General features: G+C 51.4%; 25 protein-coding genes, 1 tRNA gene, 2 pseudogenes and 1 riboswitch. Of the genes and pseudogenes, 6 read left to right on the top strand and 22 right to left on the bottom strand.

What is annotated here, in order from left to right:
- Positions 1 to 39 precede the first annotated feature (39 nt).
- From DS743_RS05280 to trpS, 12 genes are all read right to left on the bottom strand, one after another.
- Positions 40 to 795 carry a hypothetical protein gene (locus DS743_RS05280; RefSeq protein ID WP_003616888.1) on the bottom strand — a complete coding sequence of 252 codons (756 nt, stop codon included), beginning with the start codon at positions 793 to 795 and terminating at the stop codon, positions 40 to 42.
- Between the two features lie 169 nt (positions 796 to 964).
- Positions 965 to 2350: a bifunctional UDP-N-acetylglucosamine diphosphorylase/glucosamine-1-phosphate N-acetyltransferase GlmU gene (gene glmU, locus DS743_RS05275; protein ID WP_002878710.1), complete on the bottom strand. Its 1386-nt coding sequence runs from the start codon at positions 2348 to 2350 to the stop codon at positions 965 to 967.
- Positions 2351 to 2411: 61 nt separating this feature from the next.
- Positions 2412 to 3242, bottom strand: a complete 831-nt coding sequence (gene purR, locus DS743_RS05270) for a pur operon repressor (RefSeq protein ID WP_035183886.1) — start codon at positions 3240 to 3242, stop codon at positions 2412 to 2414.
- A gap of 106 nt (positions 3243 to 3348) precedes the next feature.
- On the bottom strand, positions 3349 to 3600 hold the full coding sequence (locus DS743_RS05265; protein WP_002878713.1) for a Veg family protein: 252 nt from the start codon (positions 3598 to 3600) through the stop codon (positions 3349 to 3351).
- A 59-nt stretch (positions 3601 to 3659) separates the two neighbouring features.
- A complete protein-coding gene (gene rsmA, locus DS743_RS05260; RefSeq protein WP_035183888.1) occupies positions 3660 to 4550 on the bottom strand; it encodes a 16S rRNA (adenine(1518)-N(6)/adenine(1519)-N(6))-dimethyltransferase RsmA in 891 nt (296 codons plus the stop codon).
- The gene (gene rnmV / locus DS743_RS05255; RefSeq protein WP_035183890.1) at positions 4525 to 5097 is read right to left on the bottom strand and encodes a ribonuclease M5; all 573 of its coding nucleotides are present in this window, start codon (positions 5095 to 5097) and stop codon (positions 4525 to 4527) included. The genes rsmA and rnmV overlap by 26 nt, the downstream gene beginning before the upstream one ends.
- Complete coding sequence (locus DS743_RS05250) at positions 5081 to 5860, bottom strand: TatD family hydrolase (protein WP_002878718.1); 780 nt, start codon at positions 5858 to 5860, stop codon at positions 5081 to 5083. Before DS743_RS05250 ends, rnmV begins: the two co-directional genes overlap by 17 nt.
- Positions 5860 to 7842 carry a methionine--tRNA ligase gene (gene metG, locus DS743_RS05245; protein WP_035183892.1) on the bottom strand — a complete coding sequence of 661 codons (1983 nt, stop codon included), beginning with the start codon at positions 7840 to 7842 and terminating at the stop codon, positions 5860 to 5862. Before metG ends, DS743_RS05250 begins: the two co-directional genes overlap by 1 nt.
- 135 nt (positions 7843 to 7977) lie before the next feature.
- A complete protein-coding gene (mgtA, locus tag DS743_RS05240; RefSeq protein ID WP_035183894.1) occupies positions 7978 to 10668 on the bottom strand; it encodes a magnesium-translocating P-type ATPase in 2691 nt (896 codons plus the stop codon).
- A gap of 87 nt (positions 10669 to 10755) precedes the next feature.
- Positions 10756 to 10919, bottom strand: a riboswitch (M-box (ykoK) riboswitch).
- A 105-nt stretch (positions 10920 to 11024) separates the two neighbouring features.
- Positions 11025 to 11639, bottom strand: a complete 615-nt coding sequence (locus DS743_RS05235; RefSeq protein WP_016395861.1) for a hypothetical protein — start codon at positions 11637 to 11639, stop codon at positions 11025 to 11027.
- Positions 11620 to 12102 carry a deoxycytidylate deaminase gene (locus DS743_RS05230; protein WP_035183896.1) on the bottom strand — a complete coding sequence of 161 codons (483 nt, stop codon included), beginning with the start codon at positions 12100 to 12102 and terminating at the stop codon, positions 11620 to 11622. Before DS743_RS05230 ends, DS743_RS05235 begins: the two co-directional genes overlap by 20 nt.
- A gap of 1 nt (position 12103) precedes the next feature.
- Positions 12104 to 13129, bottom strand: a complete 1026-nt coding sequence (trpS, locus tag DS743_RS05225) for a tryptophan--tRNA ligase (RefSeq protein ID WP_002878734.1) — start codon at positions 13127 to 13129, stop codon at positions 12104 to 12106.
- Positions 13130 to 13309: 180 nt separating this feature from the next.
- Here trpS and DS743_RS05220 point away from each other — a divergent pair.
- Positions 13310 to 13380, top strand: a tRNA-Gly gene (locus DS743_RS05220).
- A 71-nt stretch (positions 13381 to 13451) separates the two neighbouring features.
- Here DS743_RS05220 and DS743_RS05215 read toward each other — a convergent pair.
- The 4 genes and pseudogenes from DS743_RS05215 to DS743_RS05200 all read right to left on the bottom strand — a co-directional run.
- Positions 13452 to 14120, bottom strand: coding sequence for a CPBP family intramembrane glutamic endopeptidase (locus DS743_RS05215; RefSeq protein WP_013439073.1), 669 nt, complete (start codon positions 14118 to 14120; stop codon positions 13452 to 13454).
- A gap of 317 nt (positions 14121 to 14437) precedes the next feature.
- On the bottom strand, positions 14438 to 14566 hold the full coding sequence (locus tag DS743_RS05210) for a hypothetical protein (RefSeq protein WP_257786106.1): 129 nt from the start codon (positions 14564 to 14566) through the stop codon (positions 14438 to 14440).
- 185 nt (positions 14567 to 14751) lie between these two features.
- Entirely contained in the window at positions 14752 to 15039 is a 288-nt protein-coding gene (locus DS743_RS05205) for a bacteriocin immunity protein (protein WP_035183900.1), read from the bottom strand.
- 269 nt (positions 15040 to 15308) lie between these two features.
- Positions 15309 to 15836 (bottom strand): annotated as a pseudogene (locus tag DS743_RS05200) (RNA-guided endonuclease InsQ/TnpB family protein); the annotation flags it as partial.
- Between the two features lie 89 nt (positions 15837 to 15925).
- Here DS743_RS05200 and DS743_RS05195 point away from each other — a divergent pair.
- The gene (locus DS743_RS05195) at positions 15926 to 16696 is read left to right on the top strand and encodes an NUDIX hydrolase (protein WP_035183902.1); all 771 of its coding nucleotides are present in this window, start codon (positions 15926 to 15928) and stop codon (positions 16694 to 16696) included.
- A 93-nt stretch (positions 16697 to 16789) separates the two neighbouring features.
- Entirely contained in the window at positions 16790 to 17056 is a 267-nt protein-coding gene (locus DS743_RS05190) for a DUF1294 domain-containing protein (RefSeq protein ID WP_035183903.1), read from the top strand.
- Here the strand turns inward: DS743_RS05190 and DS743_RS05185 are convergent.
- Positions 17049 to 17906 carry a hypothetical protein gene (locus DS743_RS05185; protein WP_035183905.1) on the bottom strand — a complete coding sequence of 286 codons (858 nt, stop codon included), beginning with the start codon at positions 17904 to 17906 and terminating at the stop codon, positions 17049 to 17051. The two genes, DS743_RS05190 and DS743_RS05185, sit on opposite strands and share 8 nt — an antisense overlap.
- A 252-nt stretch (positions 17907 to 18158) precedes the next feature.
- Between DS743_RS05185 and DS743_RS05180 the strand changes: the two genes are divergently transcribed.
- Together DS743_RS05180 and DS743_RS05175 are read left to right on the top strand one after the other, a co-directional pair.
- Positions 18159 to 18713, top strand: coding sequence for a cysteine hydrolase family protein (locus DS743_RS05180; protein ID WP_035183906.1), 555 nt, complete (start codon positions 18159 to 18161; stop codon positions 18711 to 18713).
- A 68-nt stretch (positions 18714 to 18781) separates the two neighbouring features.
- Positions 18782 to 20215 (top strand): nicotinate phosphoribosyltransferase, encoded by a 1434-nt coding sequence (locus DS743_RS05175; protein WP_035183907.1) that lies wholly within the window; start codon positions 18782 to 18784, stop codon positions 20213 to 20215.
- 79 nt (positions 20216 to 20294) lie between these two features.
- On the opposite strand, the gene mscL is transcribed toward DS743_RS05175, so the two are convergent.
- From mscL to mmuM, 5 genes are all read right to left on the bottom strand, one after another.
- Positions 20295 to 20771 carry a large conductance mechanosensitive channel protein MscL gene (mscL, locus tag DS743_RS05170; protein WP_035183909.1) on the bottom strand — a complete coding sequence of 159 codons (477 nt, stop codon included), beginning with the start codon at positions 20769 to 20771 and terminating at the stop codon, positions 20295 to 20297.
- Between the two features lie 85 nt (positions 20772 to 20856).
- Entirely contained in the window at positions 20857 to 21687 is an 831-nt protein-coding gene (locus tag DS743_RS05165; protein ID WP_035183912.1) for a Cof-type HAD-IIB family hydrolase, read from the bottom strand.
- 116 nt (positions 21688 to 21803) lie between these two features.
- Positions 21804 to 22811 carry an asparaginase gene (locus DS743_RS05160; RefSeq protein WP_171030685.1) on the bottom strand — a complete coding sequence of 336 codons (1008 nt, stop codon included), beginning with the start codon at positions 22809 to 22811 and terminating at the stop codon, positions 21804 to 21806.
- Complete coding sequence (locus DS743_RS05155; RefSeq protein ID WP_035183914.1) at positions 22808 to 23254, bottom strand: MarR family winged helix-turn-helix transcriptional regulator; 447 nt, start codon at positions 23252 to 23254, stop codon at positions 22808 to 22810. The genes DS743_RS05160 and DS743_RS05155 overlap by 4 nt, the downstream gene beginning before the upstream one ends.
- A 513-nt stretch (positions 23255 to 23767) precedes the next feature.
- Positions 23768 to 24700 carry a homocysteine S-methyltransferase gene (mmuM, locus tag DS743_RS05145; RefSeq protein WP_035183916.1) on the bottom strand — a complete coding sequence of 311 codons (933 nt, stop codon included), beginning with the start codon at positions 24698 to 24700 and terminating at the stop codon, positions 23768 to 23770.
- Positions 24701 to 24777: 77 nt separating this feature from the next.
- Here mmuM and DS743_RS05140 point away from each other — a divergent pair.
- Positions 24778 to 25746, top strand: a pseudogene (locus DS743_RS05140) (amino acid permease); the annotation flags it as partial.
- Between the last annotated feature and the right edge of the window lie 123 nt (positions 25747 to 25869).

Below are 25869 nucleotides of genomic sequence, written 5' to 3'. Positions count from 1 at the left end.
AAGAAAAAAGCTCTGACAATTGTCAAAGTTTCTTCTGGATTACTTAGATGCGATTACCTTAACGGCGCTGGCCTTCAGGTAGGCGCTGTTGCCGATGTAGTAGTACTTGCTTCCCTTGATGGTGATAGTCTTGGAAACCTTGTACTTGGTCCCCTTGTAAGCTACAGTACTCTTCCAGCCTTGGTAAACGTATGGGCTCTTCTTAGTGAACTTTGAACCGTCCTTGTGGTAGAAAGGAGTGGTCTTCTTAGTTACTTGAATTTGAGTTACAGTCTTCTTTGAGCTGGTCTTCTTGGAAGAAGAGCTGCTTGAAGTTGAGCTGGAAGTTGAACTAGTCTTCTTGGAGCTAGACTTGCTTGAGCTTGAAGTTGAACTAGTCTTCTTGGAAGTAGTCTTGCTTGAACTAGTGCTTGCCTTCTTTGCGCTTGAAGTTGAGCTGGACTTAACCGTCTTAGTTGCAGTTACCTTGACGTCGCTGGCCTTCAGGTAAGCGTCGTTGCCGATGTAGTAGTACTTAGCACCCTTGATGGTTACAGTCTTAACTACGTTGTAGCTGGTGTTCTTGTAAGCTACAGTGCTCTTCCAGCTGCCGTAAACGTAAGGCTTCTTCTTGGTGAACTTAGAACCGTCCTTGTGGTAAAAAGGAGTGGTCTTCTTAGTTACCTTAACCTTGGTTGCTTGCTTAACCGTGGTGGTCTTGGCAAAAGCCGCGTTTTGAGTAAGCAGGGCGGCTGGAGTAGCCATGGTCAAAGCCAATGATGCTGATGCAAAAGCAATTTTCTTAGTAAACTTCATCGATATGCAAACCTTTCTTGCTTCTTTTTGTACATTGCCTAGATTATACACCCTCTGTTTAAAAATTGCTTATTAAAGTTCTCAAAAGAAAGGCAATTTTTCCTTAAAAGCTACTGTAAACGGATGCATTTTACTTATTAAAAAAAGGAGCCGGAGCTCCTTTTCGAGATTATTTCCATTCTTCGTCTTCAGACAAAGGCAGCTTGTGCCAGTAGTCTTCCTTGTTGACCTGCCGGCCCCGGGCGATGGCCATTTCATACTTGCCAACGTCCTTGGTAATGGTTGAGTCAGCCGCGATAAAGGCATGGTCGGCCACATTAATCGGAGAAACCAGGGTTGACCCGGCCCCGATGAAGGACTTATCACCAACCGTCGTGTGGAACTTCTTGACCCCGTCAAAGTTGGAGAAGATGACCCCGCAGCCGACATTGATGTCCTTGCCCAAAGTAGCATCCCCAACGTAAGTCAGGTGCCCGACCTTGGTGTTTTCGCCAATTTCCGCCTTCTTGACTTCCACGAAGTTGCCCAGGTGGGCTCCCCGCTTAATCAAAGCCTTTGGCCGCAAGTGGGAGTTTGGCCCGATGTCCGTGTTGTCTTCCATGATTGATTCTTCAATCGTGGAAGAAGTTACCGTCACGCCGTTGCCGATCTGGCTGTCAACGATTCTTGACCCGGAAGTGATCAAGCAGTCTGACCCGATCACGGTGTGGCCTTTAATTGTCACGCCGCCTTCAATCACCGTGTCATTACCGATTTCCACGTCAGCGTCAATGTAAGCCGTGGCGGGGTCGATAAAGGTAACCCCGTCCCGCATGTGCCCTTCATTGATTCTTCTTTGCATGATCCGGGTGGCTTCAGCCAGGGCGATCCGGTCGTTTACCCCCAGGCTTTCGCTGAAGTCCGGCATCTTGTAAGCCCCGACCTTCTTGCCGGCCTTGCGTAAAATTTCCAAAACGTCAGTCAAGTAGTACTCGCCTTGAGAGTTGTCGTTGCCGACTTGCTTCAAAGCAGCCCACAAGTCCTGGTTGTCAAAGCAGAAGACCCCGGTGTTGATTTCCTTGACCTTCAGTTCTTCCGGCTTGCCGTCCTTTTGTTCCACGATCCGCAAAACATTGCCCTGGTCATCTCTGATGATCCGCCCGTAGCCAAAAGGATCCGGAGCTTCAGCCGTCAAAACCGTGGCCGCGTTGCCTTCTTCTTCATGGTAGGCGAAGAGCTTTTCGAAAGTTTCACTGGTAAAAAGCGGGGTATCCCCGGTTACGACCAGCGTTGCCCCTTCCAAAGCAGCCAGCTGGCCTTCCGCCTGCATAACCGCGTGGCCGGTGCCCAGCTGCTCTTCCTGCATGGCAAATTCAGACTTGCCCGCCAAGACTTTCTCCACGTCTTCTGCCCCGTGGCCGACAATGGTCACGATCTTGCTTGGCTTGACCGCTCTGGCGGCATCAACGACATGTTCAACCATGGCCTTGCCGCAAACCTGGTGCAAGACCTTGTAAAGCTTGGATTTCATTCTGGTGCCCTTGCCGGCAGCCAAAACTACGACATATTTTCCCATCTGTTTATAACCTTCTAAATCAAAATAAGCTAGCCTTCATGGCTAGCTTATATTGTAACATTTAGAAACGGTCGAAGTTAGTTCTAGTCAAAAAGTTGCCCGGCTGAGCCAGGATGATTTCCTTTTCACTGTCGATCTGGTCAATGTTGACCAAGGAAACGTAGTCCTTGATCTTGCGTTCCTCTTCATATTCAGTTTCGCAAAGAACACAGACGCCGGCCACCTGGCAATCAAATTCCTTGACCAGTTGCCGCATCCCGTCCAGAGTGCCGCCGCCCTTCATGAAGTCGTCCACAATCAGAACGTTCGTATCCTTGCCCAGGGCCCGGGTCGGCAACTCCATCTTGGCTACCCGGGAAGTTGAAGAGGACATGTAGTTAACGGACACAGTAGCCCCTTCCGTCACCTTGGACCGCTTGCGGGCGGTTACCGCTGGGACGTTCAAGTAGCTGGCCACGGCATTGGCCAAAGAAATCCCCTTGGTTTCCACCGTCATGACGGCTTCGATATTGGCGTAAGCATAGCGGGTGGCGATCAGCTTGCCGATCATCTCCAGGTCATATGGCCTGCCCAAAATATCTGACAGGTAGACAAAGCCGCCCGGCAGAATCCGGCTGGAGTCCTGGATGCGGCCTGCCAGGTCCTTGAGGTACTTCTCAGCCGGCTTCTGGCCTAAGAACGGGATATAGCGGACCCCGCCGGCTGCCCCGGCAACGGTCTCCAGGATCCCATCCTCGTTGCTGGCCAGGGTGTGCTTCAAAATGGCCAAGTCTTCAGAGATTGATGACTTCGCTGCCCCGTAGCGCTTGGCAAAAAAGGGCAGAGCAATCAAAGTATGCGGGCGCTCCATCAAAAACTTGGTCATATCTACTAATCTTTCAGAACGTTTCATTCTCTTTCCTTCCTAATGTCTGTTTTTGTACTTATACTAATATACTCTAAAGGGCAAAAAAAATCACTAACATTTTCAAGAAATGTTAGTGCAAAAATTCGTATTTTTACTCTGCATCGCTTTCATCATCAAATTCCAGCAGGATGTTCTTGGTCAAAACATCAGTGTAGCTGTATGATGCGTGTTCAAAATTATTACTGTCCTGGTCCAGAGCCACTACAAACACGGCAGGAAACGTGTTCGTCAAAATGCCGCGGCGTCTGGTTACCTTCTTGCGGCCCGCTTGGGCAACGATTGTCAACTCTTCGCCTAGGTGGGTATCTAACTTCTGCTTAATGTCTTGAATATTGATTGGCAATTATGACACTCCTTTATTAGAACATTATAACATAATTTCCTATTCAAATCAAGACTGAATTATTTATTCATTTCCGCTATAGCCTGGCTGATTCTGATGAAATCGCTGATGGCCAGTTGTTCCGGCCGCTGGCGCGGGCCTAGGTCCAGGTCGGCCAGCAGCTTTTCCCGGTCTTCCTTGTCTGGAAGCAAAGTCTTCATGTTGTTGGCCAGGGTCTTGCGCCGCTGGGCAAAGCAGAGCTTAACCACCCGGTTGAACTGCTTGCGGTCGCCAACGTCAGCTGGCTTTTCCAAAGGCGTTAAAACCACTACGGCTGAGTCAACCTTTGGCTGGGGCATGAAGGAAGCGTGCCCAACTTCCAAGGCCAGGTCCACGCTCATTTGAGTCTGCACGGCAATGGACAGGGGGCCATAGACCTTAGAGCCCGGCTGGGCAGCCAGACGCTCAGCCACTTCCTTTTGCATCATCAAGGTCAGGCTGGTAAAGTCCAGGCTGGATTCCAGCAGGTTGAAAATAATCGGCGTGGTGATGTAGTAAGGCAAGTTGGCCACAACCTTGACGGGCTTGCTTAAATCAAAAAAGCCCGCCAGATCAGTTGCAAAGTCCGCCTTCAAAACATCCTTCATGATCAGCTTGAAGCGCTGGTCCAGGTCTTGGCCGTCCACCTTTTCCGGCAGTTCGTTGGCCAGGATTTCCGGCAGGCTATGGTCGACTTCATAAGCCGCCACCTTGCCTCCGGCTAAAAGCAGCTGTTCAGTCAAAGAGCCGATCCCCGGGCCGACTTCCACTACCTGGTCGCCGGGCTCAATCCCGGCTGCCCGGACGATCCCCTGGACGGCATCCAGGTCAACCAGGAAGTTCTGGCCCAGGTTCTTCTTGGCGTGCACAAAGTAACGATTGACGATGGCCGCCGTCCTTACCGGACTAGCGATTGGAATTCTGTTGGTCATTTTCCGCCTCCTCTACTGCCTGCTTAAGTTCAGCCAAACTGATGCCAAAAGTCTGCAGGCGCTGGTAAAAACGCTTGGAATTGGCATAGCCGATCCCCAGCTTGATCCCGACTGCCTCCCGTAATTGCCGGGACTGGCGACCCATGGCCAGGCCCAAGTCGACATAGTCCCCGTAGTCAAAGTCAGCCTTTTGGGCTTGGACCTCGCGTAAGTCTCTCAAGGCCCGCTCTAAAGCTTCCTTTGAAGCGTGCTCTACCCCCAGGCTCCCCTTTTTTTGCGGTTCGCCTTCTTTGCGGGTAATAAAGGCCTGCTTGGCCGTTGGCACGGCTTCGGTCACTATCCGGCGGATCCGCTCGCCATTGACGTCAGGATCGGTAAAAACAATAATCTCGCGGCTTTGGGCCAGTTTCTTCAGCTTGGCCAGGACCGCATCAGAAACGGCCGAGCCATTCGTCTCGACCGTCTCAATTCCTGGAAAAAACTGCTTTAAGCGCATCGTATCGTCCTTGCCTTCCACGACAACGACGGCGTTAAAATTCTTCTGCATTTAATCCGTAAATCCTCATTGTATTAGCATAAGTTGCTTCCGCAACTTCGGCCAGATCCAGCCCCTTCAAGTCCGCGACCGCCTGGGCAACGTAGCGGACATAGCCAGGCTCGTTTTGCCGTCCCCGGTAAGGCACCGGAGTCAAAAACGGCGCGTCAGTTTCAACCAAAAGCCGGTCCAAAGGAACCAGCTTGGCTGACTCATGCACTTCCGCGGCCTTCTTGAAGGAAACGACCCCGGAGAAAGAAAAGTTCACGTTCAAGTCCAGGAACTTTTCCGTCCATTCAGGGCCCCCGTTGTAGCTGTGCAAAACCGCCCCGTATTCCAGGTCTGCTTCTTTCAAGATCTGCCAGCAGTCCGCGAAGGCGTCCCTGGTATGGATATTTACCGGCAATTGCAAATCGCGGGCAACTTCAATCTGCCGGGCAAAAACTTTCCTTTGCACATCCCGGGGAGACTCATCCCAGTAGTAGTCCAGGCCGATTTCCCCGATAGCAACTACCTGGCCGCCTTTAACTTGCTCAACCAGCAGGTCTTCAGCTGCCTGGTCATAGTCTTTAGCCACGTCCGGGCAGTAGCCGATGATGGCCTTGACATTGGCAAAGCGCTTAGCTAATTCCAGGGCGCCCAGGTTCATTTCCGGGTCCTGGCCCACGCAGTTCATCCCAACCACGTCCAAGTCCCTGGCTTTTTGGATATAATCGGCTTCTTTGCCGGCAAAAGGCTTGTCGTTTAAGTGGGTATGGTTGTCGTAGATCTTCATTAGCCCAGTTCAGCCCCTACCGGGTGTTCGTCGCCGACCAGGGCCAGCTTAACATCGCCGTCAGCTTCGCTGGACAAAAGCATGCCCTGGCTTTCGTGGCCCAGCATCTTGCGCGGCTTCAAGTTGGTTACAGCCAGAACCTTCTTGCCCAAAAGGATGCTTTCATCTGGGTAGAACTTGCGGATCCCGCTCAAGATCTGCCGCTCGCCGGTCTTGCCGAAGTCTAGCTTGAACATCAAGAGCTTGCTTGATCCCTTGACTGGTTCAACAGACAGGATCTTGCCGACCTGGATCTTGACCTTGGCAAAGTCGTCGATCGTGATCTGCTTTTCTTCCTGCTTTTGTTCTCTTCTTGACTGTTTCTTTGGCTTGGCCTTCTTCATTTCTTCCTTGATGTAGGCCACTTCTTCGTCATTCTTCAAGCGTGGGAAGATTGGAGTTGGCTTGGCAACGACGTTTACGTCCCAGGCAAAGCCGCCGAACTGCAAGTCCTTCTGGCTTTCGTCTTCCCAGTCCAGGCCCAGCTGGGCAAACATCTTGCCTGGAGTTTCGGTCATAACCGGAGCGATCATGATGGCTACCAGGCGCAGGCTTTCCGCCAGGTTGCTCATGACTCTGGAAAGTTCTTCAGTCTTGCCTTCCTTGTTCAACACCCATGGGGTAGTTTCATCGATGTACTTGTTGGCCCGGGAAATCAGCTGCCAGACATTTTCCAAAGCATTGGAGAAGTGCATCTTGTCCATGTTGCCGTAGTAGTCGCTGATGGCCTTGGCAGCAACGTCAGCCAGGTCTTGGCCGTACTTGTCCTGTTCCTGGTCAACCGGGGCAACCAGGCCCTTTTGGTACTGGTTGATCATGGAAACAGTCCGGTTCAAGAGGTTGCCCAGGTCGTTGGCCAGGTCAAAATTGGTCCGTTCAACGAAGTCTTCCGGGGTAAAGGAACCGTCAGCTCCAAATGGGATGGCCCGCATCAGGTAGTAGCGGACCGGGTCCAGGCCGTAGCGGGAAATCAAGGATTCCGGGTAAACGGCGTTACCCTTGGACTTGGACATCTTGTCCTTGTAGATCAAGACCCAGCCGTGGCCGAAGACCTGCTTAGGCAGCGGCAAGTCCAGGGCCATCAGCATGATTGGCCAGTAAATGGTGTGAAAACGGACGATTTCCTTGCCGACCAGGTGGACGTCAGCTGGCCAGTACTTCTTGAAGAGGGAGTCATCTTCTAACCCATAGCCCAAGGCAGTGATATAGTTGGCCAAGGCGTCGATCCAAACGTAAACAACGTGCTTCGGGTCGCTTGGCACCGGGATCCCCCAGTCAACCGTGGTCCGGGTAACTGACAAGTCTTCCAGGCCCGGCTTGATGAAGTTGTTCACCATTTCCTTTTCCCGGGAGTTTGGCTGGATGAATTCCGGGTGGTCCTTGTAGTACTGGAGAAGCCGGTCAGCGTACTTGCTCATCTTGAAGAAGTAGGATGGTTCCTTGACCAATTGAACTTCGTGGCCAGATGGGGCGATCCCGCCGACAACGTTGCCCTGGTCGTCTTTGAAGACTTCCTTCAGCTGGGATTCAGTGAAGTATTCTTCGTCTTCAACCGAGTACCAGCCGGTGTATTCACCCAGGTAGATGTCACCTGAGGCCTTCAGCTTTTCAAAAATCTTCTGGACAGCCTTGACATGTTCTTCATCAGTGGTCCGGATGAACTTGTCGTAGTTGATGTCCAGCTTCTTCCACAGTTCCTTGATGTCCTTGACCATGCCGTCCAGGTAAGCCTTTGGCTTCATGCCCAGCTTTTCGGCCTTTTGTTCGATCTTCAAGCCGTGTTCGTCGGTCCCGGTCAAGAAGAAGGTATCATAGCCGCGGGCTTTCTTGTAGCGGGTCATGGTGTCCGCTGCTACCGTCGTGTAGGCGTTGCCGATGGTCAAACGGCCAGACGGATAGTAGATTGGCGTGGTAATGTAAAAAGTTTTCTTGTTATCTGCCATAGTGCTTGATCTCCTCAAAAATTCTATACTCTCTATCATACAACAAAAAGCCTTACCTTATAAAGCCAATCGGCGATTTAACGGGCTTTCGGGCAAAAAAGAACGGCCTTTTTACTAAAGACCGTTCTTTTTCAGTTAAATCAAGAATTTTTCCTTCTTCATGTAGAAGTGCTTGACGACTGTCGTCAAAAGCAGGTAGCAGACCAGGAGGCCAGCCACGATCCACAGGAATTCTTCGTTCAAGTGGACGAACTTCATGGCTCCGGCCAATTTTGAAAATGGCAGCAGGGTCCCGAAGATAGCAGCCCCGAAAGTAGCAAGCATGACTGTGCTTGATGCCCGCTGCTGGATAAGCGGCAGACGTTCGTCGCGCAAGGCGTGGATGACCATTTCCTGGGTCCAGAGGGATTCCACGAACCAGCCGGTGTGGAAGATGGTCATGAAGGCCAGCTGCCCTGCCGGTCCTAAGGAAGCGTAGCTGCCGCCAGTAAGGGCTGGGCAGATTACAAAGAAGAGGACGGCAAAGGTGATGACGTCAAAAATTGATGACGTCGGCCCAAAGTATAACATGAACTTCGGCATGTTCTTGGTTGCCCATTCCCGCGGCACGTGCAGGTAGTCTTCAGACACGCTGTCAAAGGGCAAAGCCAGGCAGCTGGTTCCGTAGAGCAGGTCCAAAATCAAGAGCTGCAGCGGCAGCATTGGCAAGAACGGCAGGAAGACTGAGGCGACCATGATGGACAAGATGTTCCCGAAGTTGGAAGACAGGGTGATCTTGATGTACTTCATGGTGTTGGTCAAGGTCTTGCGGCCGATCCGGACCGCGTGCTCCAGGACGCTCAAGTCCTTCTGCAAAAGGATGATGTCCGCTGATTCCTTGGCCACGTCGACAGCTGAGTCAACTGAGATAGAGACGTCCGCCTGCTTCATGGCCGGGGCATCGTTGATCCCATCACCCATGTAGCCGACCGTGTGGCCGTTTTTCTGCAGGACATCAATGATCTTGGTCTTCCATTCCGGTGACAGCTTGACGAAGATGTCGCATTCTTCAACGATCTTGGCCAGTTCTTCATCGCTCTTGCCGATCAGGTCCTTTTGCCCGTAAACCGTATCGATGTTAAGGCCGACCTTCAAGGCCACGGCCCGGGTAACGGCTTCATTGTCCCCGGTTAAAATCTTAACGGTAATGCCGTCCCGGTTGAGGCTAGCCAGGGCATTTTTGGCGCTTTCCTTTGGCGGATCCAGGAAGGTCAAGAAGCCGATCACGATCAAGTCGCTTTCATCATCAACCGTGAATTTGCCGACTGGAGACGGGTCAACCTTGTAGGCCAAGACGATAACCCGCATCCCGTCACTGTTCAAGTCGTCGATATCTTTAAAAATCTGCTTTTTTCTTTCTTCAGTCAAAGGCAGGATCTGGCCGCCGATTTCCACCTGGCTGGAGACGGCCAACATTTCTTCAGCTGCCCCCTTGGTAACCAGGAGGTGCTCGCCGTGCTTTTGGTCAGAGTTGGCAACCACCACGCTCATCCGCCGGCGCTGGAAGTCAAAAGGAATTTCGTCGATCTTGTGGTAGTCCCGCTGGATTTCGCTGGTGTCCAGGTCGTCATCAGCCACGTCAATGACTGCCTGGTCGATCAGATCCTTCATCCCGGTCTGGTAGTAAGAGTTCAGGTAGGCCATCTTCAAAACCCGGTCGGTTTCCCGCATTTCCAGGTTATAGTGCTTTTCCAGGATGACCTGGCCCTGGGTCAAGGTCCCGGTCTTGTCAGTGCAGAGGATGTCGGCTGAACCGAAGTTCTGGATAGAGTTCATCTTCTTGACGATGGTCTGGTGCTTGCTCATTTCCAGGCTGCCCCGGACCAGGTTGGTGGTCACGATGACTGGCAACATTTCCGGCGTCAGGCCCACCGCCGTAGCGATGGCGAAGATCAAGGCATCAGTCCAGTTGCCCTTGGTCAAGCCGTTGACCACGAGAACCAGAGGCGTGATGATGGCCGTCATGGTCAAGAGCAGCTTGGAGATGTTCTTGATCCCGGTGTCAAAAGTCGTCTCCTTCATTTCGGTGTCGGCGATCTGAGCTGCAATCTTGCCGAACACGGTGTGCTCGCCAGTGGCGAAGACCACCCCGCGGCCGGAGCCGGAGACAATAGTCGTGCCTTTAAAAAGGATGTTTGGGTAGTCCAGGTAGTTTTCCATCTTGTCCGGGGTTGGGACAAAGTTGGCATTCTTTTCCGTCGGCGTTGATTCCCCGTTCAAGGAACTGGCTGAGCAGAACAGGTCAGTGCTGGACAAAAGCTTCATGTCAGCTGGAACCATGTCCCCGGCTGAAACGTTGATGATGTCGCCGACCACCACGTCCTTGGTCGGGATTTCCTGGTCCTTGCCGTCCCGGCGCACGTTGGTCGTGACAGAAACCATCTTCAAAAGGGACCGGACGGCGTTGGAAGTGCGGACGTTCTGGATGAAGGACGTAATCCCGGAAACCAGGACCATGACCACCATGATGATAACGGTGCTGAGGTCCTTTTCCCTTTGCGGGACGAAGATGTAGTTGGTGAACAAGGACATCGTCGCCAAAATGAGCAGGACCAGGGTAAACGGAGTCAGGAAAGCTTCGACCAGGAAGTGGAGCTTGCTGGCTTGGCTGCTGCTCGCGATCTCGTTGGTTCCGGTCTTTTTCCGGATATTGGCTGCTTCTTCAGTGCTGAGGCCGTTGCTGTTGGTATGCAATTGGGCCAAAGTCACGCTCCGCTTTTCCAGGGCAATTCTTGCAACCCGCTTTGCGTCATCGCTGGCAGCTTTGTTCATTGTCTTGTTGAGCATAATAGTTCTCCCCTCTATGACAACTTCGCAAACGAACCAAAAAATCCCCCTTACAAACCGTAAGGGGGACCTTCCAAATAGGGCCACGCCATTAACTAATCGCTCAGCTTTAACACTACGTGACGTAAGCACATGCTAGCTACCTGGAAAGTGCCTTATTTCGACAATTTCTATTTAACCCGTTGGCATCTCTGGATGTTTCTGGGCGATAGCGTGTGTTCACGTAGGAGTCTCACCTAACAGTTCATTTGCTCTCTTTTTAACTTTACATAGAAGACTATACACGCTTAAAGCAGGCTTGTAAACCACTTATATGTAAAGTTAGCGTTTTTATTTGTTTTTTCTGTGAAAAACCTTTATTTTCTAGCCTGCCGTCTTATCGTAAAGCGCAGGAAGATGATCACGGCCGCGATCAAGACCAACAGGGCCAGCATGATCGGAATTCTGAGGTCAGCTGGCTTGATCACCCGGTTCACTTCCTCGCTGGACAGGTCAAGGGAGTCCTTTTTAAAGCCGAGGCTTTGGTCGATCAAGGTCACGGAAATCTTGAACAGCTCCTGCACCCCTTCATTGAAGGCGATCGGGTCATCAGCCGTGATTTTGGAAGCCGTGTGGCTGAGGATGTTGGCCCGGACCTGGGCGGTAAACTGGCTGTGCAGGTCGCTGCTGCTGTAAAGATAGGCCTTCTTAGTCCCGTCCTTTTGCACGTTGATCACAATATAGAGGGTTCTGCTTGCCTTGCTCAAGCCGGCCGGCTGGGTCTTTTTGGCATTTTGCAGGGTCTCGACGATCACGATCGGGTGCTGGTCAGACTTCTGGTACTTGGCATTCTTTTGGTCAACCATTTTCCAGGTGTCGGAATTGATGATGCCGGCATTGTCCTGGACGAAGAAGCTGCTGGCCCCGGTCACCAGGGGAAAAAGGCAGACTAAGGCCAGGAGCCAGGCCAGCCTAGTCGCTGCTGTCTTCAAGTTTGTGTGCCAGTTCTTCGACGAATTGGCGGTCAAGCTTAATTTGTTCATAAGGTACTCCACTATCACGCAGCAGTTGAATGGCCAAAGGACTGTCGTGATAATCATAATAATAGTTGATCTTGATCACCCCGGCCTGCAGCAGGTGCTTGGTGCAGTTGTAGCATGGGAAGTGAGTCACGTAGATTTCCGTGTTGTCGGTTGAGACCCCGTTTTTCGCGCAGGAAATCAGACTGTTCATTTCAGAGTGAATCGTCCGCACGCAGTGGCCATCGACCAGCTGGTGGCCCACGTCATCGCAGTGGTCCTGGCCGGAAACTGACCCGTTGTAGCCAGTGCTGAGGATCCGCTTGTCCTTGACCAGGACGCTGCCGACCAGGGCCCGGTCACAGGTTGACCGCTGGGCGATCACCAGGGCCTGCATCATAAAGTACTGTTTCCAGGGAATTCGTTTGCGCGTCATATTAGCCTCGGTTCTTGAAGTAGTTGAAGCCGATCGCGTCACGGACTTCCTGCAAGGTTTGGTCAGCCACCTGGTTGGCCTTTTGTGAACCTTGGTAGAGCATGTCGTAAACGGCATCCAGGTTTTCAGCGTACTTTTGCCGGCGTTCTCTGATTGGGGCCAGTTCAGCTTCCAGGACCTTGTTTAAGTAGCGCTTGATCTTGACGTCACCTAACCCGCCCTTTTGGTAGTCTTCCTTAAGTTGGGCAACAGTGTCCTTGTCCGGGTCAAAGACGTCCAGGTAAGTGAAGACGGTGTTGCCTTCAACCTGACCGGGGTCTTCCACGTGGATGTGGTTAGGGTCGGTGTACATGGACATAACCTTCTTCTTAACCGTTTCCGCATCATCAGACAGGTAGATGGCGTTGCCCAGGGACTTGGACATCTTGGCGTTGCCGTCCAGTCCTGGCAGGCGGCCCTGGCCCTTAGGCGGGAAGTAGCCCTTTGGTTCAACCAGGACGTCGACATTGTAGGTCCGGTTAAAGCTGCGGACGATTTCCCGGGTTTGTTCCAGCATTGGTTCCTGGTCATCGCCGACTGGGACTAAGGTCGCCTTGAAGGCAGTGATGTCAGCGGCTTGGGCAACCGGGTAGGTCAAGAAGCCTACTGGCAGGGAGTCACCGAAGCCCTTTTGCTTGATTTCCGTCTTAACAGTAGGGTTTCTTTCCAGCCGGGACAGGGTTACCAGGTCCATGTAGTCAGTGGTCAGTTCAAACAGGGCCGGGATTTGGGACTGGACAAAGATGGTTGACTTTTCCGGATCCAAGCCAACAGCCAGGTAGTCCAGGGCAACTTCGATCAGGGAGTTGCGGATCTTTTCCGGGTTGCGGGCATTGTCAGTCAAGGCCTGGGTGTCAGCAATCATAATGTAAGAGTCATACTTGCCGGTGTTTTGGAGCATGACCCGGTTCTTCAAGGAGCCGATGTAGTGGCCGATGTGCAGCTTGCCGGTTGGCCGGTCGCCAGTCAAAATAATTTCTTTCGTCATTCTTCGCTTTCCTTTGCTAAATTCTTTGTTAAATTGTTTCTATCGGGCGTTATTATTATCATTTTAGCAAAAATAACAAATAGATTAAACCACTCCCGCCGGGCCGGAAGAATCTTTTTGAAAAAAGTTGCTAAAAGGACTTGGCGAAAGTTTTTTTCCATGCTATACTTAAAATATCTTGCGGGTATAGTTCAATGGTAGAACGCTAGCTTCCCAAGCTAGAGATGAGGGTTCGATTCACTCTATCCGCTTTTTTTATACCATAAATTAACAAAAAAATAAGCGAGGCCAAACGGCCCCGCTTATTTTTTACTCTCTTCAGTTAAACGGCGATGGTCACAACCGTCAAGACCCCGTTTAAGGCTGCCAGGTAAAGAGGCAGCCAGATGGTCTGGGTGCTGAGGTAGCTCCAGGCGAAAAGCATGCCAAAGGCAAAGTTGAAGGCAAAGATTGCGGGAGTGAACTGGAAGGTCAAGATAGCGTAAAAGAGACCCGAGCAGATTATGCCGACGTAGGCCACGCCCTTTTTCTCAGTTCTGAACCAGTAGTTGAACAAGAAACCGGTGCAGAGGTACTCTTCCAGGATCGGCAAGACTAACCCATTGGCTAGCATCATGAACCAGTATAAGGCGCTGGTGGAATGAGAGGCATAGGCCAGCTGCAGACCCGAGGCAGGCATGCCTTTGTAGAGCTGCAGGTAGGAAATCCCGATCCGGCCGGCGGCAACCACGAAGCTTAAGAGCAAGGTGAAGTTGAAACTGCTCAGCCAGGGGACATTGAAGCGTGAATCGAAGAAGCGCTGTTCACGGTTGTAGCGGTAAATGTAAAAGAGCAGGCACATGGCCGCCAGAACCAGGAACAGGATCACGTTCCAGATGCTGATGGACGGGCTCTTGATCGCCAGGTTGTCGGCCAGGGCCGTGAAAACAAAAACTACAAAATAGACGAGGTAACGGACAAGGTTACCTTCGCGTGATCGTGGCGTATTCATCTTATTCCACTCACTCCTCCGTGAAACATTTGTAATTATCTTATTATACCAAAGAAATCGGGCCCTTTTTGGCCTTTGTATGAATATTTTTGGTTACTTTTGCTTGACAATGTTTCATGCTTTTTACGTGGAGGGATGAAAAAAGTGCAGCCAAAGCCGGAATATCTGGCTCAAGCAGCACTTTGCTTTTTCTATTTTAGTCGATAATTGCGTAGCTCATGGCAAAGTAGACCAGGCCCAGGCAGGAACAGAAAATGACGACTGGCCAGACAGCTTTAGCGACGTTTTTTGCCGGATACCGCTGACAACCAGGTAGATCACAAGCCAAGCAAGGTTAAAAGGCCTAAAGCCACGATTAAAAGGTGGTGCCACAGCCAGAAAATCGTGCTGTCACCGACAATATGGAAAACACGTTCCCAAAGTGGAAGGCGTGAAGCTTGGTACATAGCAACTCCTCCTTAAAATCAAACATCATACCTAATCTGCTTTATTTGCGACAATTGTAGCACCAATCATGAGCAAAGCGTAGCGCTTTTTCACTTTTTGCTCAAAATAAATTAATAAGTGCTGTTGAAGAAGGAATACCAAGCTTCAGCAGCACTTATTTTAATATGATTAAGTTTTCAGTAGATTATTTCAGAACTACTCCACTAGCGCCAACCGCAGAGTAGCGAGCCAAGTCCAGTTGCAGGCTGATAACGGCCTTTGGCAGTTCGTTTTCAGCAAAGTTGGACCGCAATTGGGTATCCAGGTTAGACGCAATTGAGCGAATTGATTCTGACTTTTCAGCCTTCTTAACAGCTGCTTCAATCAGCTTGCTCAAAGCCGCGTTTGCCTTGACTGCCGGGTCATTTGCGACAGTTTCCAATTGCTTCTTAAATGCTTCTTCTGCTTCGTTTTCTTTCTTGTTAAAAAACATCGTACAGCCTGCTGCAAAAAACGTGTGCAATGTAGCCAAATAGTAATCTTTGACTACGTATGTCCGAAGACATAAATACAGATATTTTTCTTATTGCCGTCATCACCGGTATTCCGATATCCCAACAAGGGGGTAACCGCATTGACCAGCGCAGGTACCGAAGCACCACTCTTGCAACTTCATGGAAAGGCTCTCGCCAATCCTCGGGTACAGCCAACCCGCATGGCTAAGGCCAGGGCCTTAGCCATTAACTCTCCTTTCTTTAATATTTATAGCGCATGATTTAATTCTGGATGCTCAGTCAGCGCTAAAAGACTAAGCATCGCATTCTTGTCCCGATCTACGACTTTATTGTAGTTCGGGCATTTTTTGTTGTAGCAGATGTACTCATTGTGTTTAGTACCATGCTTCTTGTTTCCGTAAAGGGTGATCTTGTCATCGCCCTTTTTGACATTGCCACAAGCCGCACAACGCTGAGTAGACGGATACAGCTTATTTGCCAGGATAAGGTCTTTGCCGTACCAATCGCACTTGTAAGTCAAGATCTGCTTAAACTTGCCAAACATCGACCGATGAACACCCTTTGAAGCTATATAGCTCATCAGCATACCCTTAACCGACAGATTTTCGATCACTATCTTGTCGTAGTCATTAACCAGTTCGGTCGTAAACTTGTGCATCAAGTCGTTTTGGATATTGCTTGCCTTGCGATAGCATGCTTGAAGCTTGGCTTTCGTCTTCAAGTAGTTCTTGCTTTCGCAAGCAGCTTCTCCATTTCTAACTCGCTTTTTGGCAATCAGACTGATTTTTCATCCCTCTTCCACGAGCAATCCACCTTCGCAATGATGATATAATGATAGTAGTAAAACTGAAAGGAGACGTTTTGATGCCTGAATTAGAAAAGATAGTCGAACGCCCCTTGATCACCATCACCAACCTGATCTGGAGCTTTAACAAGGAAAAACACCGGGTTCAGCTGCTTTTAGTCAAGCGCAAGGACGAACCTTTCGCGGACCGCTGGGCCCTGCCGGAAACCCTCCTTCGGGAAAACGAAAGTGCCGACCAGGCTGCCGTGCGCTTGATCAAAGAAAAAATCGGCCTTGACCTGCCGGAAACTTCCACCGAACAGCTGGCCACCTTTACCTCCCCCCACCGGACGCCCGGCGAGCGGGCCCTGGCCTTAACCTACATGACCTACCTGCCCGCCATGCCAAACCTGCGGCCCGGCTACGGAGCCAGCGATGTTGCCTGGTTCGCCTTTGAAAACTTCGGCCACAAGTATGAGCTTTTTTCCGCTGACAAGGACCTGACCTTTGAATTAGCGGAAAATTCCCACGCCCTGGCCTTTGACCATGACGAAATCATCGCCGTGGCCATCCAGCGCATCCGCAACAAACTGGACTACCAGCCCAGCATCCTGCAGATCCTTGGCCCCGAATTCACCCTCCGCGAAGCCCGCGAGGTCTACGCCCCCTTCTTCCAGACCACAGTCGATGAGATCGACAACTCCAACTTCCGCAAGACCCATGGCTCCCTCTTTACCGAGCTGGGCGTGCAGAAGAATTACCACAAGAGCGGACGGCCGCCAAAGCTCTACTGCCTTAAGGAAACGCAAAACAATATCCTCTGGGGCAAGGCTAACGACAAGCAAGGCTAGTCCTTGCTTTTATTTTTGCAAAAAAGCCATCCTGCCTAAGCAGAATGGCCTGTAATTCTATTAAAAATAACTAGGAAATAACCAGGAGACGACATGAACAACTTTTGGCAAAGCAGCCTGCTGCTTATCAACTTAATCGCCTTTGCCCTCTACGGCATCGACAAGGCTAAAGCCCGGATGCACGCCTGGCGCATACCCGAACGGCTGCTGCTTACCTGCGGCCTGCTGGCCCCTGCCGGGTCCGGCCTAGGCATGCTGGTCTTTCACCACAAGGTCCGCAAGGCCTACTTCTATTTAGCAATCTTCGCCGGCTTTATCCTCTGGGCCGCGATTGCTTACCTTATTCTCAGATTTAGTTAAGGCTCTTGAGCATCTTAAAGGCGGTCTCCGTACTGTGGGCCTTAAGCTGATAAACGCTGGACCCTTTGGCCCAGGTGATCACCGTGTTCAAAGAACCTAGGCTTTCGCCAACATCAACCTGCACGCTGGACTTTGCCGCCGTATCCGGCAGACCATATTGCTGGTAGAGCGCCAGCAGCTTTTTCGCCGTTGGCAGCGGCTTTTGCCCCTGGACATTACTTGCCCGGACGACAAAGGACCACTGGCCCTGATTGAACTGCAGATAAGTCGACCCAGCCGCCCCTTCTTCTGTCCCAGTCACATTGCCGGCAATCTTAACCGCTGGCAGACCAGTCTTGGGCTCTTGGTAATTAATCAAGCTGCTGGCGTCAGCCACATTCTTTTTTTCCGTTAAAACGGCATATGGCTTCTCACTGGCAATCCGGCTGTCATTTAAGGCCAGCGGGCTATTTCCGACGCTGTAGTAAACAACATTCTGGCTGCTTGAGCTGGTGTAGCGGATATTCAAGTTGCTGCTGCCCTGGCCTAAGCCGTCAGCCGCCGGCAAAAGCATCCCCGGCAGCTTGACCCTTAATTGACTAGTTAAAGTCCCCATCCGGTTTGCATCTGCCCTTTGGCTGCTGGAAGCCGCGGACTTAGAGCTGGCCCGGCTTGAGGAGGATTTTGTCGAACTAACGGCAGAACTGGCCGCGGATTTAGCCGCCGACTTAGAGTTGGCCTTACTTTCCGCCTTCTTCTCGCTCTTAGCCTGGCTGGATTGACTGGACTGACTATTGCTTTGACCCGCGCAACCGGCAAGCAAGCTGGCCGCCAGCAGAAGCAGGGCCAAATTTTTCCTGTTCTTCTTCATTTTTTACACTCTTTCTTTGTCAATAATTATTCCTGCTTTCCACTCCTAATTATAGATCTTGCCGGATCTTGTATAAAGAAAGTTCCGTTTTTGTTGGTAAAAAATCGCTTAATTTACCCTCTTTGTCTGAAAAACTTGCAAATTAATCTTTTCTGGAGTAAAGTTTACGTCAAGCGAGTAAAAGTTTATTTTACTTTTTGTTTTTATTCTATTTTAGGTAAGTTATACTTTTAACAAAAGAGGAAGAAAAAGATGGAAAATGAAGCACTCTTGATCATTGACTATACCAATGACTTCGTAGATGACAAAGGCGCTCTGACCTGCGGGGCACCTGCCCAGGCCTTGGCTGGCCAGATCGTCAGCTTAGCCGACCAGTTTTTGGCCGCCGGCAAGTGGGTTATCCTGCCAACCGACAAGCACTTTAAGGGCAACCCCTACCACCCGGAAACCAAGCTCTTCCCGCCCCACAACCTGCCAAATACCTGGGGCCGGGAGTTCTACGGACCCCTGCAAACTTGGTATAATAAACATCAAGACGACGAGCACGTCCTTGTCTTGGACAAGTCACGCTACTCTGCCTTCTGCGCTACCGGCCTGGACCTCTTCTTGCGTGAACGCAAGGTCAGCCGGGTTCACCTGGCCGGGGTCTGCACGGACATCTGCGTCCTGCACACCGCCATGGACGCCTACAACCATGGCTACGACATCACGGTGCACGAAAAGGCGGTTGCCGCTTTAAACGACGCGGGACAGGAATGGGCACTGAACCACTTCAAGTCCTGCTTGGGCGCTGAAGTCGTCGACTAACCTTTACCGTTTAAGTTTTTATTTTTACTTTTAACAGTTATATTTTTGAGAAAGCAGATTTTTACACTATGTCTCTATCACACGCGTTAATTACCGACCTGTACGAATTCTCAATGGCTAACGGCTACTTTGAAACCCTGCCAAGAGATACCGAAGCCGTCTTCGACGTCTTTTACCGGACTGTTCCAGACAACGGCAGCTTCGTCGTCTCCGCCGGCCTGGAACAAGTCGTTGAACAGCTGCGGGGCTTCCACTACACCAAGGAAGACATCGACTACCTGAAGTCCCTCAATCTCTTCAGCGCTGAATTCATTTCCTACCTGGAAACCATGACCTTCGACTGCGTCGTATACGCGATTCCAGAAGGCACCCCGGTCTTCCCGCGGGTGCCAATCCTGACGGTCAAGGGGCCTTTGATTCAATGTCAATTGCTGGAAACCTTCGTCCTTAACCTAATCAACCACCAGTCCTTGATCGCCACCAAGTCCCGCCGGATCAACCTGGCCGCGGCTGGCCGGCCAGTCATGGAATTTGGTGCCCGCCGGGCCCAAGGCCCGGACGCTTCCGTTCTGGGCGCCAGAGCTGCCGTTATCGGCGGCTGCGGGTCAACCAGCAACGTCTTGTCAGCAGCCAAGTACAACATCCCGGTTGCCGGCACCATGGCCCACGCCTGGGTTCAAAGCTACCCAACCGAACTCGAAGCCTTTGAAAAGTGGGCGGAAGTCTACCCGGACAACGCCCTGCTTTTGGTCGACACTTACGATGTCTTAACTAGCGGCGTGCCTAACGCTATCAAAGTCTTCAAAGAGCTCCGCGCCAAGGGCCACAAGAAGTTCGGTATCCGGATCGACTCCGGCGACATCGCCAAATTGTCCCGCAAGGCCCGCAAGATGATGGACGACGCCGGCTTCCCGGAAGCAACCATCACTGCTTCCAATGCCTTGAACGAAAACGTCATCCACTCCCTTCTCCAAGAAGGCGCGCCGCTTGACAGCTTCGGCGTTGGTGAACAATTGATCACCAGCTCCAGCTCACCGGTTCTGAGCGGGGTCTTCAAGCTGGCCGCTTTGAAGATTGGCGACGGGGAATGGCAGCCAAAGATCAAGCTGTCCAACTCCAAGGAAAAGATCACCCTACCAGGGGAAAAGAAGGCTTACCGTCTCTACCACAAGGGCACGAGAAACGCCTTCGCGGACGTGATCGCCCTGGCCGACGAAGAATTGCCTGAAGAATTTGTTGGGATCAACATGGACCCAATGATGACTGAAACCGAAGCTGACTTAAAGGACTTCGATGCTGAATTGCTGACGCAAGTCGTAGTTGGGCCAAGAGCTCAGTCAATTGAAACTGACACCTTTAAGATTCAAAAGCACATGTACGAAAAGCTGGCTGAACTGCCTGAAGAAACGCAAAGATTGCTTAACCCAGACCGTTACCCAGTTTACCTGACTCCTGCCCTGGCTGAACTGCAAGCCAAGATGATCAAGGACCACAAGCTTTGAGTAAGTCATCGCTTTAATTGCATAAACAAAAAACGAAGTTGCTCAAGTAGAGCAGCTTCGTTTTCTTTTGCCTGCTATTTTATTGTTCAGCCATTTTTTCTTCCAATTGTGACGTACACATCGGGCAGCGGCTGGCTTCGATGTCGATCTCGCTCTTGCAGTAAGGGCAGACTTTGGTCGTTGCTTCTTCTTCAACCTCTTCTTCCTTTTTGATCAAGAACCCGCCCCGGTTGAAGGCCTTGACGATCAAAAACAGGACAAAGGCCATCATCAAGAAGTTGATGACCGCGGTCAAGAACTTCCCATATGCCAGGGTTACCCCGGCAAATTTCAGTGAGAACTGGTCAAAATTCATCCCACCGACCACCCCTAAAAGCGGACTGATGATGTCGCTGACCAGGGACTTGACGATGGTGGTGAAGGCACCGCCGATGATGATACCGACGGCCATATCCATCACGTTGCCCTTAGAGATGAAGGCCTTGAACTCCCCGAAGAAGCCCTTAGTAGATTCGACAGCCTGCTGGCCGTCTGGCAGATTAATTCGATTTGGCATAGGATACTCCCAAACATAATTTAGTACTTATATAAATTAGCGAATTAATTATATCATTCTAAGGGAAAAATTAACAAGTTTTTTCTTACTCACAATCTGGCAAAACCCAGCGGCCGATCGCTTCCGCCACCGCCCCCTGGTCAAAGGTCTTCTCCGTAATCTTATCGCAGTCAGCCCGCATTTCCGGGCTGACATTGGCCACCCCGACGCCGGTGCCGGCTGCCTTGATCATGGCCAGGTCATTGAAGCTGTCCCCGATCGCCATGGTCTCATCCAGCTGATAGCCCAGCTCCTGGCACAGTTTCTTTAGGCCTGTCCCCTTGTTCACCTTGGGCGGGTTGAATTCCAGGTAGCGGTTGGATGAAAAGCTCATCTCACTGACTTTTTCAAAATCTGCCAGGTCCTTCCGCAATTTTTTCAAGCGGGGAAAATTAGTATCGACGTAAAGAATCTTGGCAAAACGGGCTCCGCTGGCCCGCAAGGCCGTTAAGTCCCCGCCTGGCAAAGCCGCGAAGTCGGCCCGGCCTTGGCAAAAATCGATCTCTTCTTGCGTAAGCTGGTAGCCGTAAACCTGGTCCTCAGTGTAGATATGCATCCCCAGACCTAATTCCTGCCCCCGTTTGAAGATTTCCTCAACCAGGTCCCCGTCCATCCCGGTAAAGGAGATCAGGCGCGGCCCCTTGTTTTCAAAAACCGCCCCGCCGTTGTAACAAATCGTGTACTGGCCAGCTTGATCCGCCTGGCCCAGTTCTTCTAGCGTCTGCCTTAAAGAGTAAAAGCCGCGCCCTGTAGCGGGCACGAATTTGATGCCCAGTTCCTGGCATTTTTTAATAGCCCGCAGATTTTCCTCTACTACCCGGCTGCCCGGCCCCAGCAAGGTCTCATCTAAGTCGCTGGCAATCAGTTTGATCATCATTTTTCCTCCTTTCTCATCATTTTTCTACCAGTATGATAGCGTTTTTAGGAGCAAAAAGAAAACAAAAATGAAAAAGAAAATGGAAAGAAAAAATAAAAAAGCCGCCTTACCGCAGCTTAATCGGTGATGGTTACCTCACCGGCAATATCCTTGTTGAAAAAGGCCCGGACGTCCTCCAGGTCCATCCCCTGGCCCAGGGCCCACATCAGCTTGGTTACAGCACTTTCACTGGTCATGTCCCGGCCACTGATCGCCCCTTCCAGCATAGCCGCCCGGCCAACCTCATACTTGGTCAAGTCAGTCCGTTCATACAAACACTGGCTGCAGGCCACTACGGGGACTCCCCGCTTGATGATCTCCCCGATCGCCTTAACCATGTTCCGCCGCATGTAGTTCATGCCGCCAAGGCCATAGGCTTCGATGACGATCCCCCTGACCCCGCTGTCGACCATGGCGGACAAAACCGCCGGGTCAAAGCCTGGGAAAAGCTTGATCATGGCCACCTGGGTCTCCACCTTGGTGTTCAAAGTGCAGATGGCGTGCTCGCTTGGCACGTATTCAAAGTCTTTGTGCTTGATATCAATGCCGTCTGAAGTCACCATAGCCACCGGGTCAACGTTGATGCTCTTGAAGGCGTCAAAACCGGTCGTCCGGATCTTAACGCAGCGGCAGCCCCGCATGATCTGCCGGTTAAAAGCGATATAGATCCCCGGCTTGCAGGTTGCGGCCGCGGCAAAAGCAACCCGGAGGTTATCTGGAGCATCGCTTAAGATGGCCTGCATGGGAGCCTGGCTCCCGGTTAAAACAACGGGCAGGTCAATTCCCTGCAACATAAAGGTGAGCATAGACGCCGTGTAAGCCATGGTGTCAGTCCCGTGGGAGACGACGATACCGTCAAAGCCCCGGCGCAATTTATAAATCTGTTCGGCGATAAAAGCCCACTCTTCCGGCTGGATGTTGGAAGAGTCCAAAGACAAAATGTCCTTGACCTCGACTTCATAAGGCAGGCCGCCCAGGGTATGGAGCAATTCCGCCCCGGACTTGCCCGGGATCAAGCCCTCTTCTGAAGCCACGGACGCGATCGTCCCCCCAGTCGACAGTAGCAATATTTTCTTATTGGTCATCTTTTTTCCTCGCATGCTTCCCGATTTTCCTCAGCCAAAAGCTCATACAAACGATCCAGGTACTTTTCCAGCTGGCTTAGTTCTTGCTGGCTGTAGAGCTGCTCCACCTTTTCCTGCAGCTTGTGCATCCCCTTTTTAGCGCTGGCGCAAATCTGCCGGCCCTCATCCGTCAGGCAGACGATCTTCACCCGCTTGTCGCTTTCCGCCAGGCGGCTTCTGACATAGCCCTTGCCTTCCAGGCGGCCGACAATCCCAGCCATGGTGGCCTGGGCCACTTCAAAGTGGTTTTCCAGCTGCTTTAAAGGCGCCTGCTGGCCCGCGCATTTCTCCAGATAAACCAGGCAGTGAAACTGTGAAAAGGTCAGGCCCAATTTCTTGAGCTCATAGTTGCCCCTTTTGGCCATCAAATCATTGATCTTCTTGACTCTTAACCCTAAATCCATCGTTTCCTCGGCTCCTAATCTACCAACAATACCTAAGAGCCTATTTTACCATTTTTACCGGTTAAAAGTCCTCTTCCAGCCGCTTAGCCTGGTCGATTTGCTCCCGCAACTTGCTTAAATCTGCCATTTTTTCCTCAAAAGTCCCCTATTTTCCAAGTATTTTTAAAAAAGCACCCTTAGTACTTTACGAAATAAAATGAAAGTATTATCATTAAGATGAGAAAATTACGATTAGGTTGAGCGTAACACCAAACGCTGAACTTTATCTGTGGCAAATTGTTATTGTTATCAGTGTAATTTTTCACATCACAGAGAACGCGAACCAGCCGGTTCGCGTTTTTTGTTTCTCTTTATTTTGCTTAAGCTGTCTTGGTCACGTCCACCCAGGCCGTATAGTCAGAGTATTTTTCCAGAGCCGGGATGGTCAAGCGGACAGCGCTGTTGCTTGAGCCAGCTGCCGGGTAGACTGCTTTCTCTGCTCAAGAAGCTTATTAATCTAAGATTAGAAATATTTTAAAAAGCAGTATAAACCTTTTTGACCGCGGCGACAAGTCCGGCGATATCTTCCGGCATCGTCGTGCAGCAGCCCCCGACCAGTTTTGCCCCGGCCGCCAGCCAGTCAGCCCCCGCCTGGCCAAAGTCCGCGGCTTCCGGGGGGTAGACCCACTTTTTAACAGAAGGATCATATTCGGCCCCGGAATTGGGGTAAACGACGATTGGCAATTTAGAAGCGCGGAGATTTTTCACCACATCGACAGTCCAGGCCAGCTTGAAGCAGTTGGCCCCGGCCGCGAAGACCTGAGCATAGGCGCTGACTTCCTCGACCGCTTCAGTTAAAGGCAGGCCCTCGCTGATAGTGGCCGGATCCTTTAAGGAAAAGCTGACGTAAACCGGCAGGTCCGGGTACTTGGCCTTGAGGTAGTCCAGAATAGCTCTGACTTCGCTCAGCTTAGGCTGAGTCTCAACCGCCAGGCAGTCCACCCCGCCGGCAACTAATTCTTCAATCCGCGGGGCGTGAAAGTCCACGTATTCTTCATGGCTTAAAGCATAGTCGCCCCGGTATTCACTGCCATCAGCCAGGTAGGCTCCGTAAGGGCCAACTGAACCAGCCACGAAGTTGTGGATGCCGGTCGCTTTTTCAAAGTCGTCTCTGGCCTTAATGGCCACGGCAGCTGACTCTCTGATTAAGCCTCGAGCCGCGTCCTCACTTAATCCGTGCTTCATGAAGGCCGACAGGCTGGCCTGGTAGCTGTCGGTGATCGTGACTCGGGCGCCGGCCTTGAAGTACTCCTGGTGGACCCGGTAGACCAGGTCTGGGTTATCCGCGAGGGCCTTGGCCGTCCAGAGGTCGGAATTGGTGTCTTCGCCCCAGGCTTCAAGCGGCGTGGACATGGACCCGTCCAAAGTCACCGGGCCTTGGGTCAGAAGGGTTGGTAAATCCGCCATCGTTTTTCCTCCATCATGTGTTATCATGTTACTGTTTATTTTAATAAAAAACCAATCTGTTTTGAAGAGGTATTTTTATGGCTCAACAAGAAAAAGTCGACCACCTCGAGCGGAAGATGGAAGCCCGGCATATTCAGATGATCTCCCTGGGCGGGGTCATCGGGACCGGCCTCTTCTTAAGCTCGGGCTATACCATCAGCCAGGCCGGACCCATCGGCACGATTATCGCCTATTTCTTCGGGGCGATCCTGGTTTACGCCGTCATGCTCTGCCTGGGTGAATTGTCGGTGGCCATGCCCTACACGGGTTCCTTCCACGTTTACGCTAAGAACCTGCTTAATCCGGCCACCGGCTTTACGGTCGCCATTCTCTACTGGCTGACCTGGACTATTGCCCTGGGCAGCGAGTTTACCGCGGCGGGGATTATCATGCGGCACTGGTTTCCCTCTGTCCCCGTCTGGATCTGGAGCCTGGTCTTCATGATTTTGATTTTCCTCTCCAATTTCTTCTCGGTCAAGATTTTCGCGGAAAGCGAATTTTGGTTCGCGGCCGTCAAGGTGGCGGCAATCGTCGCCTTCATCATCTTAGGGGGACTGGCGGTGGTCGGAGTTATTCCTTTAAAAGGCAGCCAGGGAGCACCAGGTTTGACCAACCTGACCGAGGACGGCTGGTTCCCGACTGGTTTTGGCGGGGTTTTTACCACTATGCTCACGGTCAACTTTGCCTTCTCGGGGACGGAACTGATCGGGATCACGGCCGGGGAAGCCAAGGAACCGGAAAAGACCCTGCCTAAGGCCATCCACACCACCTTATGGCGGCTGATCATCTTCTTCATCGGCTCCATCTTCATCATGGCCTGCCTTATCCCCTACAAGCAAGCCGGCGTTACCGAAAGTCCCTTCGTCCACGTCTTTAACATGATGGGGATTCCTTTTGCCAGCGACTTGATGAACTTCGTCGTTTTGACGGCCATCATCTCTGCCGGCAATTCCGGCCTCTATGCCTCAACCAGAATGCTCTGGTCCCTGGGCAATGAGGGTATCTTGCAGTAGGCGATTTAAATGTCAAAATATGTTTAAATGCTAGTCGTTAGCCTTTACTAGTGTCTTTTTCTGTGCAAAAATATAACTAACAAAGACGAAAGGACAAACCACTTATGGCTGAAGAGT

It is taken from the genome of Lactobacillus leichmannii, assembly GCF_024701915.1.
In the GTDB taxonomy this organism is placed as follows: domain Bacteria; phylum Bacillota; class Bacilli; order Lactobacillales; family Lactobacillaceae; genus Lactobacillus; species Lactobacillus delbrueckii.
Note: the sequence above shows the minus strand (reverse complement) of the source record. Positions and strands in the feature narration are given on the sequence as shown.

Coding starts and splice junctions, on each gene's coding strand:
- mmuM (WP_035183916.1), bottom strand. CDS start 24,700: ATGGCGGATTTACCAACCCTTCTGACCCAAGGCCCGGTGACTTTGGAC.
- trpS (WP_002878734.1), bottom strand. CDS start 13,129: ATGACGAAAGAAATTATTTTGACTGGCGACCGGCCAACCGGCAAGCTG.
- DS743_RS05155 (WP_035183914.1), bottom strand. CDS start 23,254: ATGGATTTAGGGTTAAGAGTCAAGAAGATCAATGATTTGATGGCCAAA.
- rsmA (WP_035183888.1), bottom strand. CDS start 4,550: ATGACCAACAGAATTCCAATCGCTAGTCCGGTAAGGACGGCGGCCATC.
- DS743_RS05160 (WP_171030685.1), bottom strand. CDS start 22,811: ATGACCAATAAGAAAATATTGCTACTGTCGACTGGGGGGACGATCGCG.
- DS743_RS05205 (WP_035183900.1), bottom strand. CDS start 15,039: ATGTTTTTTAACAAGAAAGAAAACGAAGCAGAAGAAGCATTTAAGAAG.
- glmU (WP_002878710.1), bottom strand. CDS start 2,350: ATGGGAAAATATGTCGTAGTTTTGGCTGCCGGCAAGGGCACCAGAATG.
- DS743_RS05280 (WP_003616888.1), bottom strand. CDS start 795: ATGAAGTTTACTAAGAAAATTGCTTTTGCATCAGCATCATTGGCTTTG.
- purR (WP_035183886.1), bottom strand. CDS start 3,242: ATGAAACGTTCTGAAAGATTAGTAGATATGACCAAGTTTTTGATGGAG.
- DS743_RS05210 (WP_257786106.1), bottom strand. CDS start 14,566: ATGTACCAAGCTTCACGCCTTCCACTTTGGGAACGTGTTTTCCATATT.
- DS743_RS05175 (WP_035183907.1), top strand. CDS start 18,782: ATGTCTCTATCACACGCGTTAATTACCGACCTGTACGAATTCTCAATG.
- DS743_RS05195 (WP_035183902.1), top strand. CDS start 15,926: ATGCCTGAATTAGAAAAGATAGTCGAACGCCCCTTGATCACCATCACC.
- metG (WP_035183892.1), bottom strand. CDS start 7,842: ATGGCAGATAACAAGAAAACTTTTTACATTACCACGCCAATCTACTAT.
- mgtA (WP_035183894.1), bottom strand. CDS start 10,668: ATGCTCAACAAGACAATGAACAAAGCTGCCAGCGATGACGCAAAGCGG.
- DS743_RS05250 (WP_002878718.1), bottom strand. CDS start 5,860: ATGAAGATCTACGACAACCATACCCACTTAAACGACAAGCCTTTTGCC.
- DS743_RS05185 (WP_035183905.1), bottom strand. CDS start 17,906: ATGAAGAAGAACAGGAAAAATTTGGCCCTGCTTCTGCTGGCGGCCAGC.
- DS743_RS05230 (WP_035183896.1), bottom strand. CDS start 12,102: ATGACGCGCAAACGAATTCCCTGGAAACAGTACTTTATGATGCAGGCC.
- DS743_RS05190 (WP_035183903.1), top strand. CDS start 16,790: ATGAACAACTTTTGGCAAAGCAGCCTGCTGCTTATCAACTTAATCGCC.
- mscL (WP_035183909.1), bottom strand. CDS start 20,771: ATGCCAAATCGAATTAATCTGCCAGACGGCCAGCAGGCTGTCGAATCT.
- DS743_RS05215 (WP_013439073.1), bottom strand. CDS start 14,120: ATGAATACGCCACGATCACGCGAAGGTAACCTTGTCCGTTACCTCGTC.
- rnmV (WP_035183890.1), bottom strand. CDS start 5,097: ATGCAGAAGAATTTTAACGCCGTCGTTGTCGTGGAAGGCAAGGACGAT.
- DS743_RS05180 (WP_035183906.1), top strand. CDS start 18,159: ATGGAAAATGAAGCACTCTTGATCATTGACTATACCAATGACTTCGTA.
- DS743_RS05165 (WP_035183912.1), bottom strand. CDS start 21,687: ATGATGATCAAACTGATTGCCAGCGACTTAGATGAGACCTTGCTGGGG.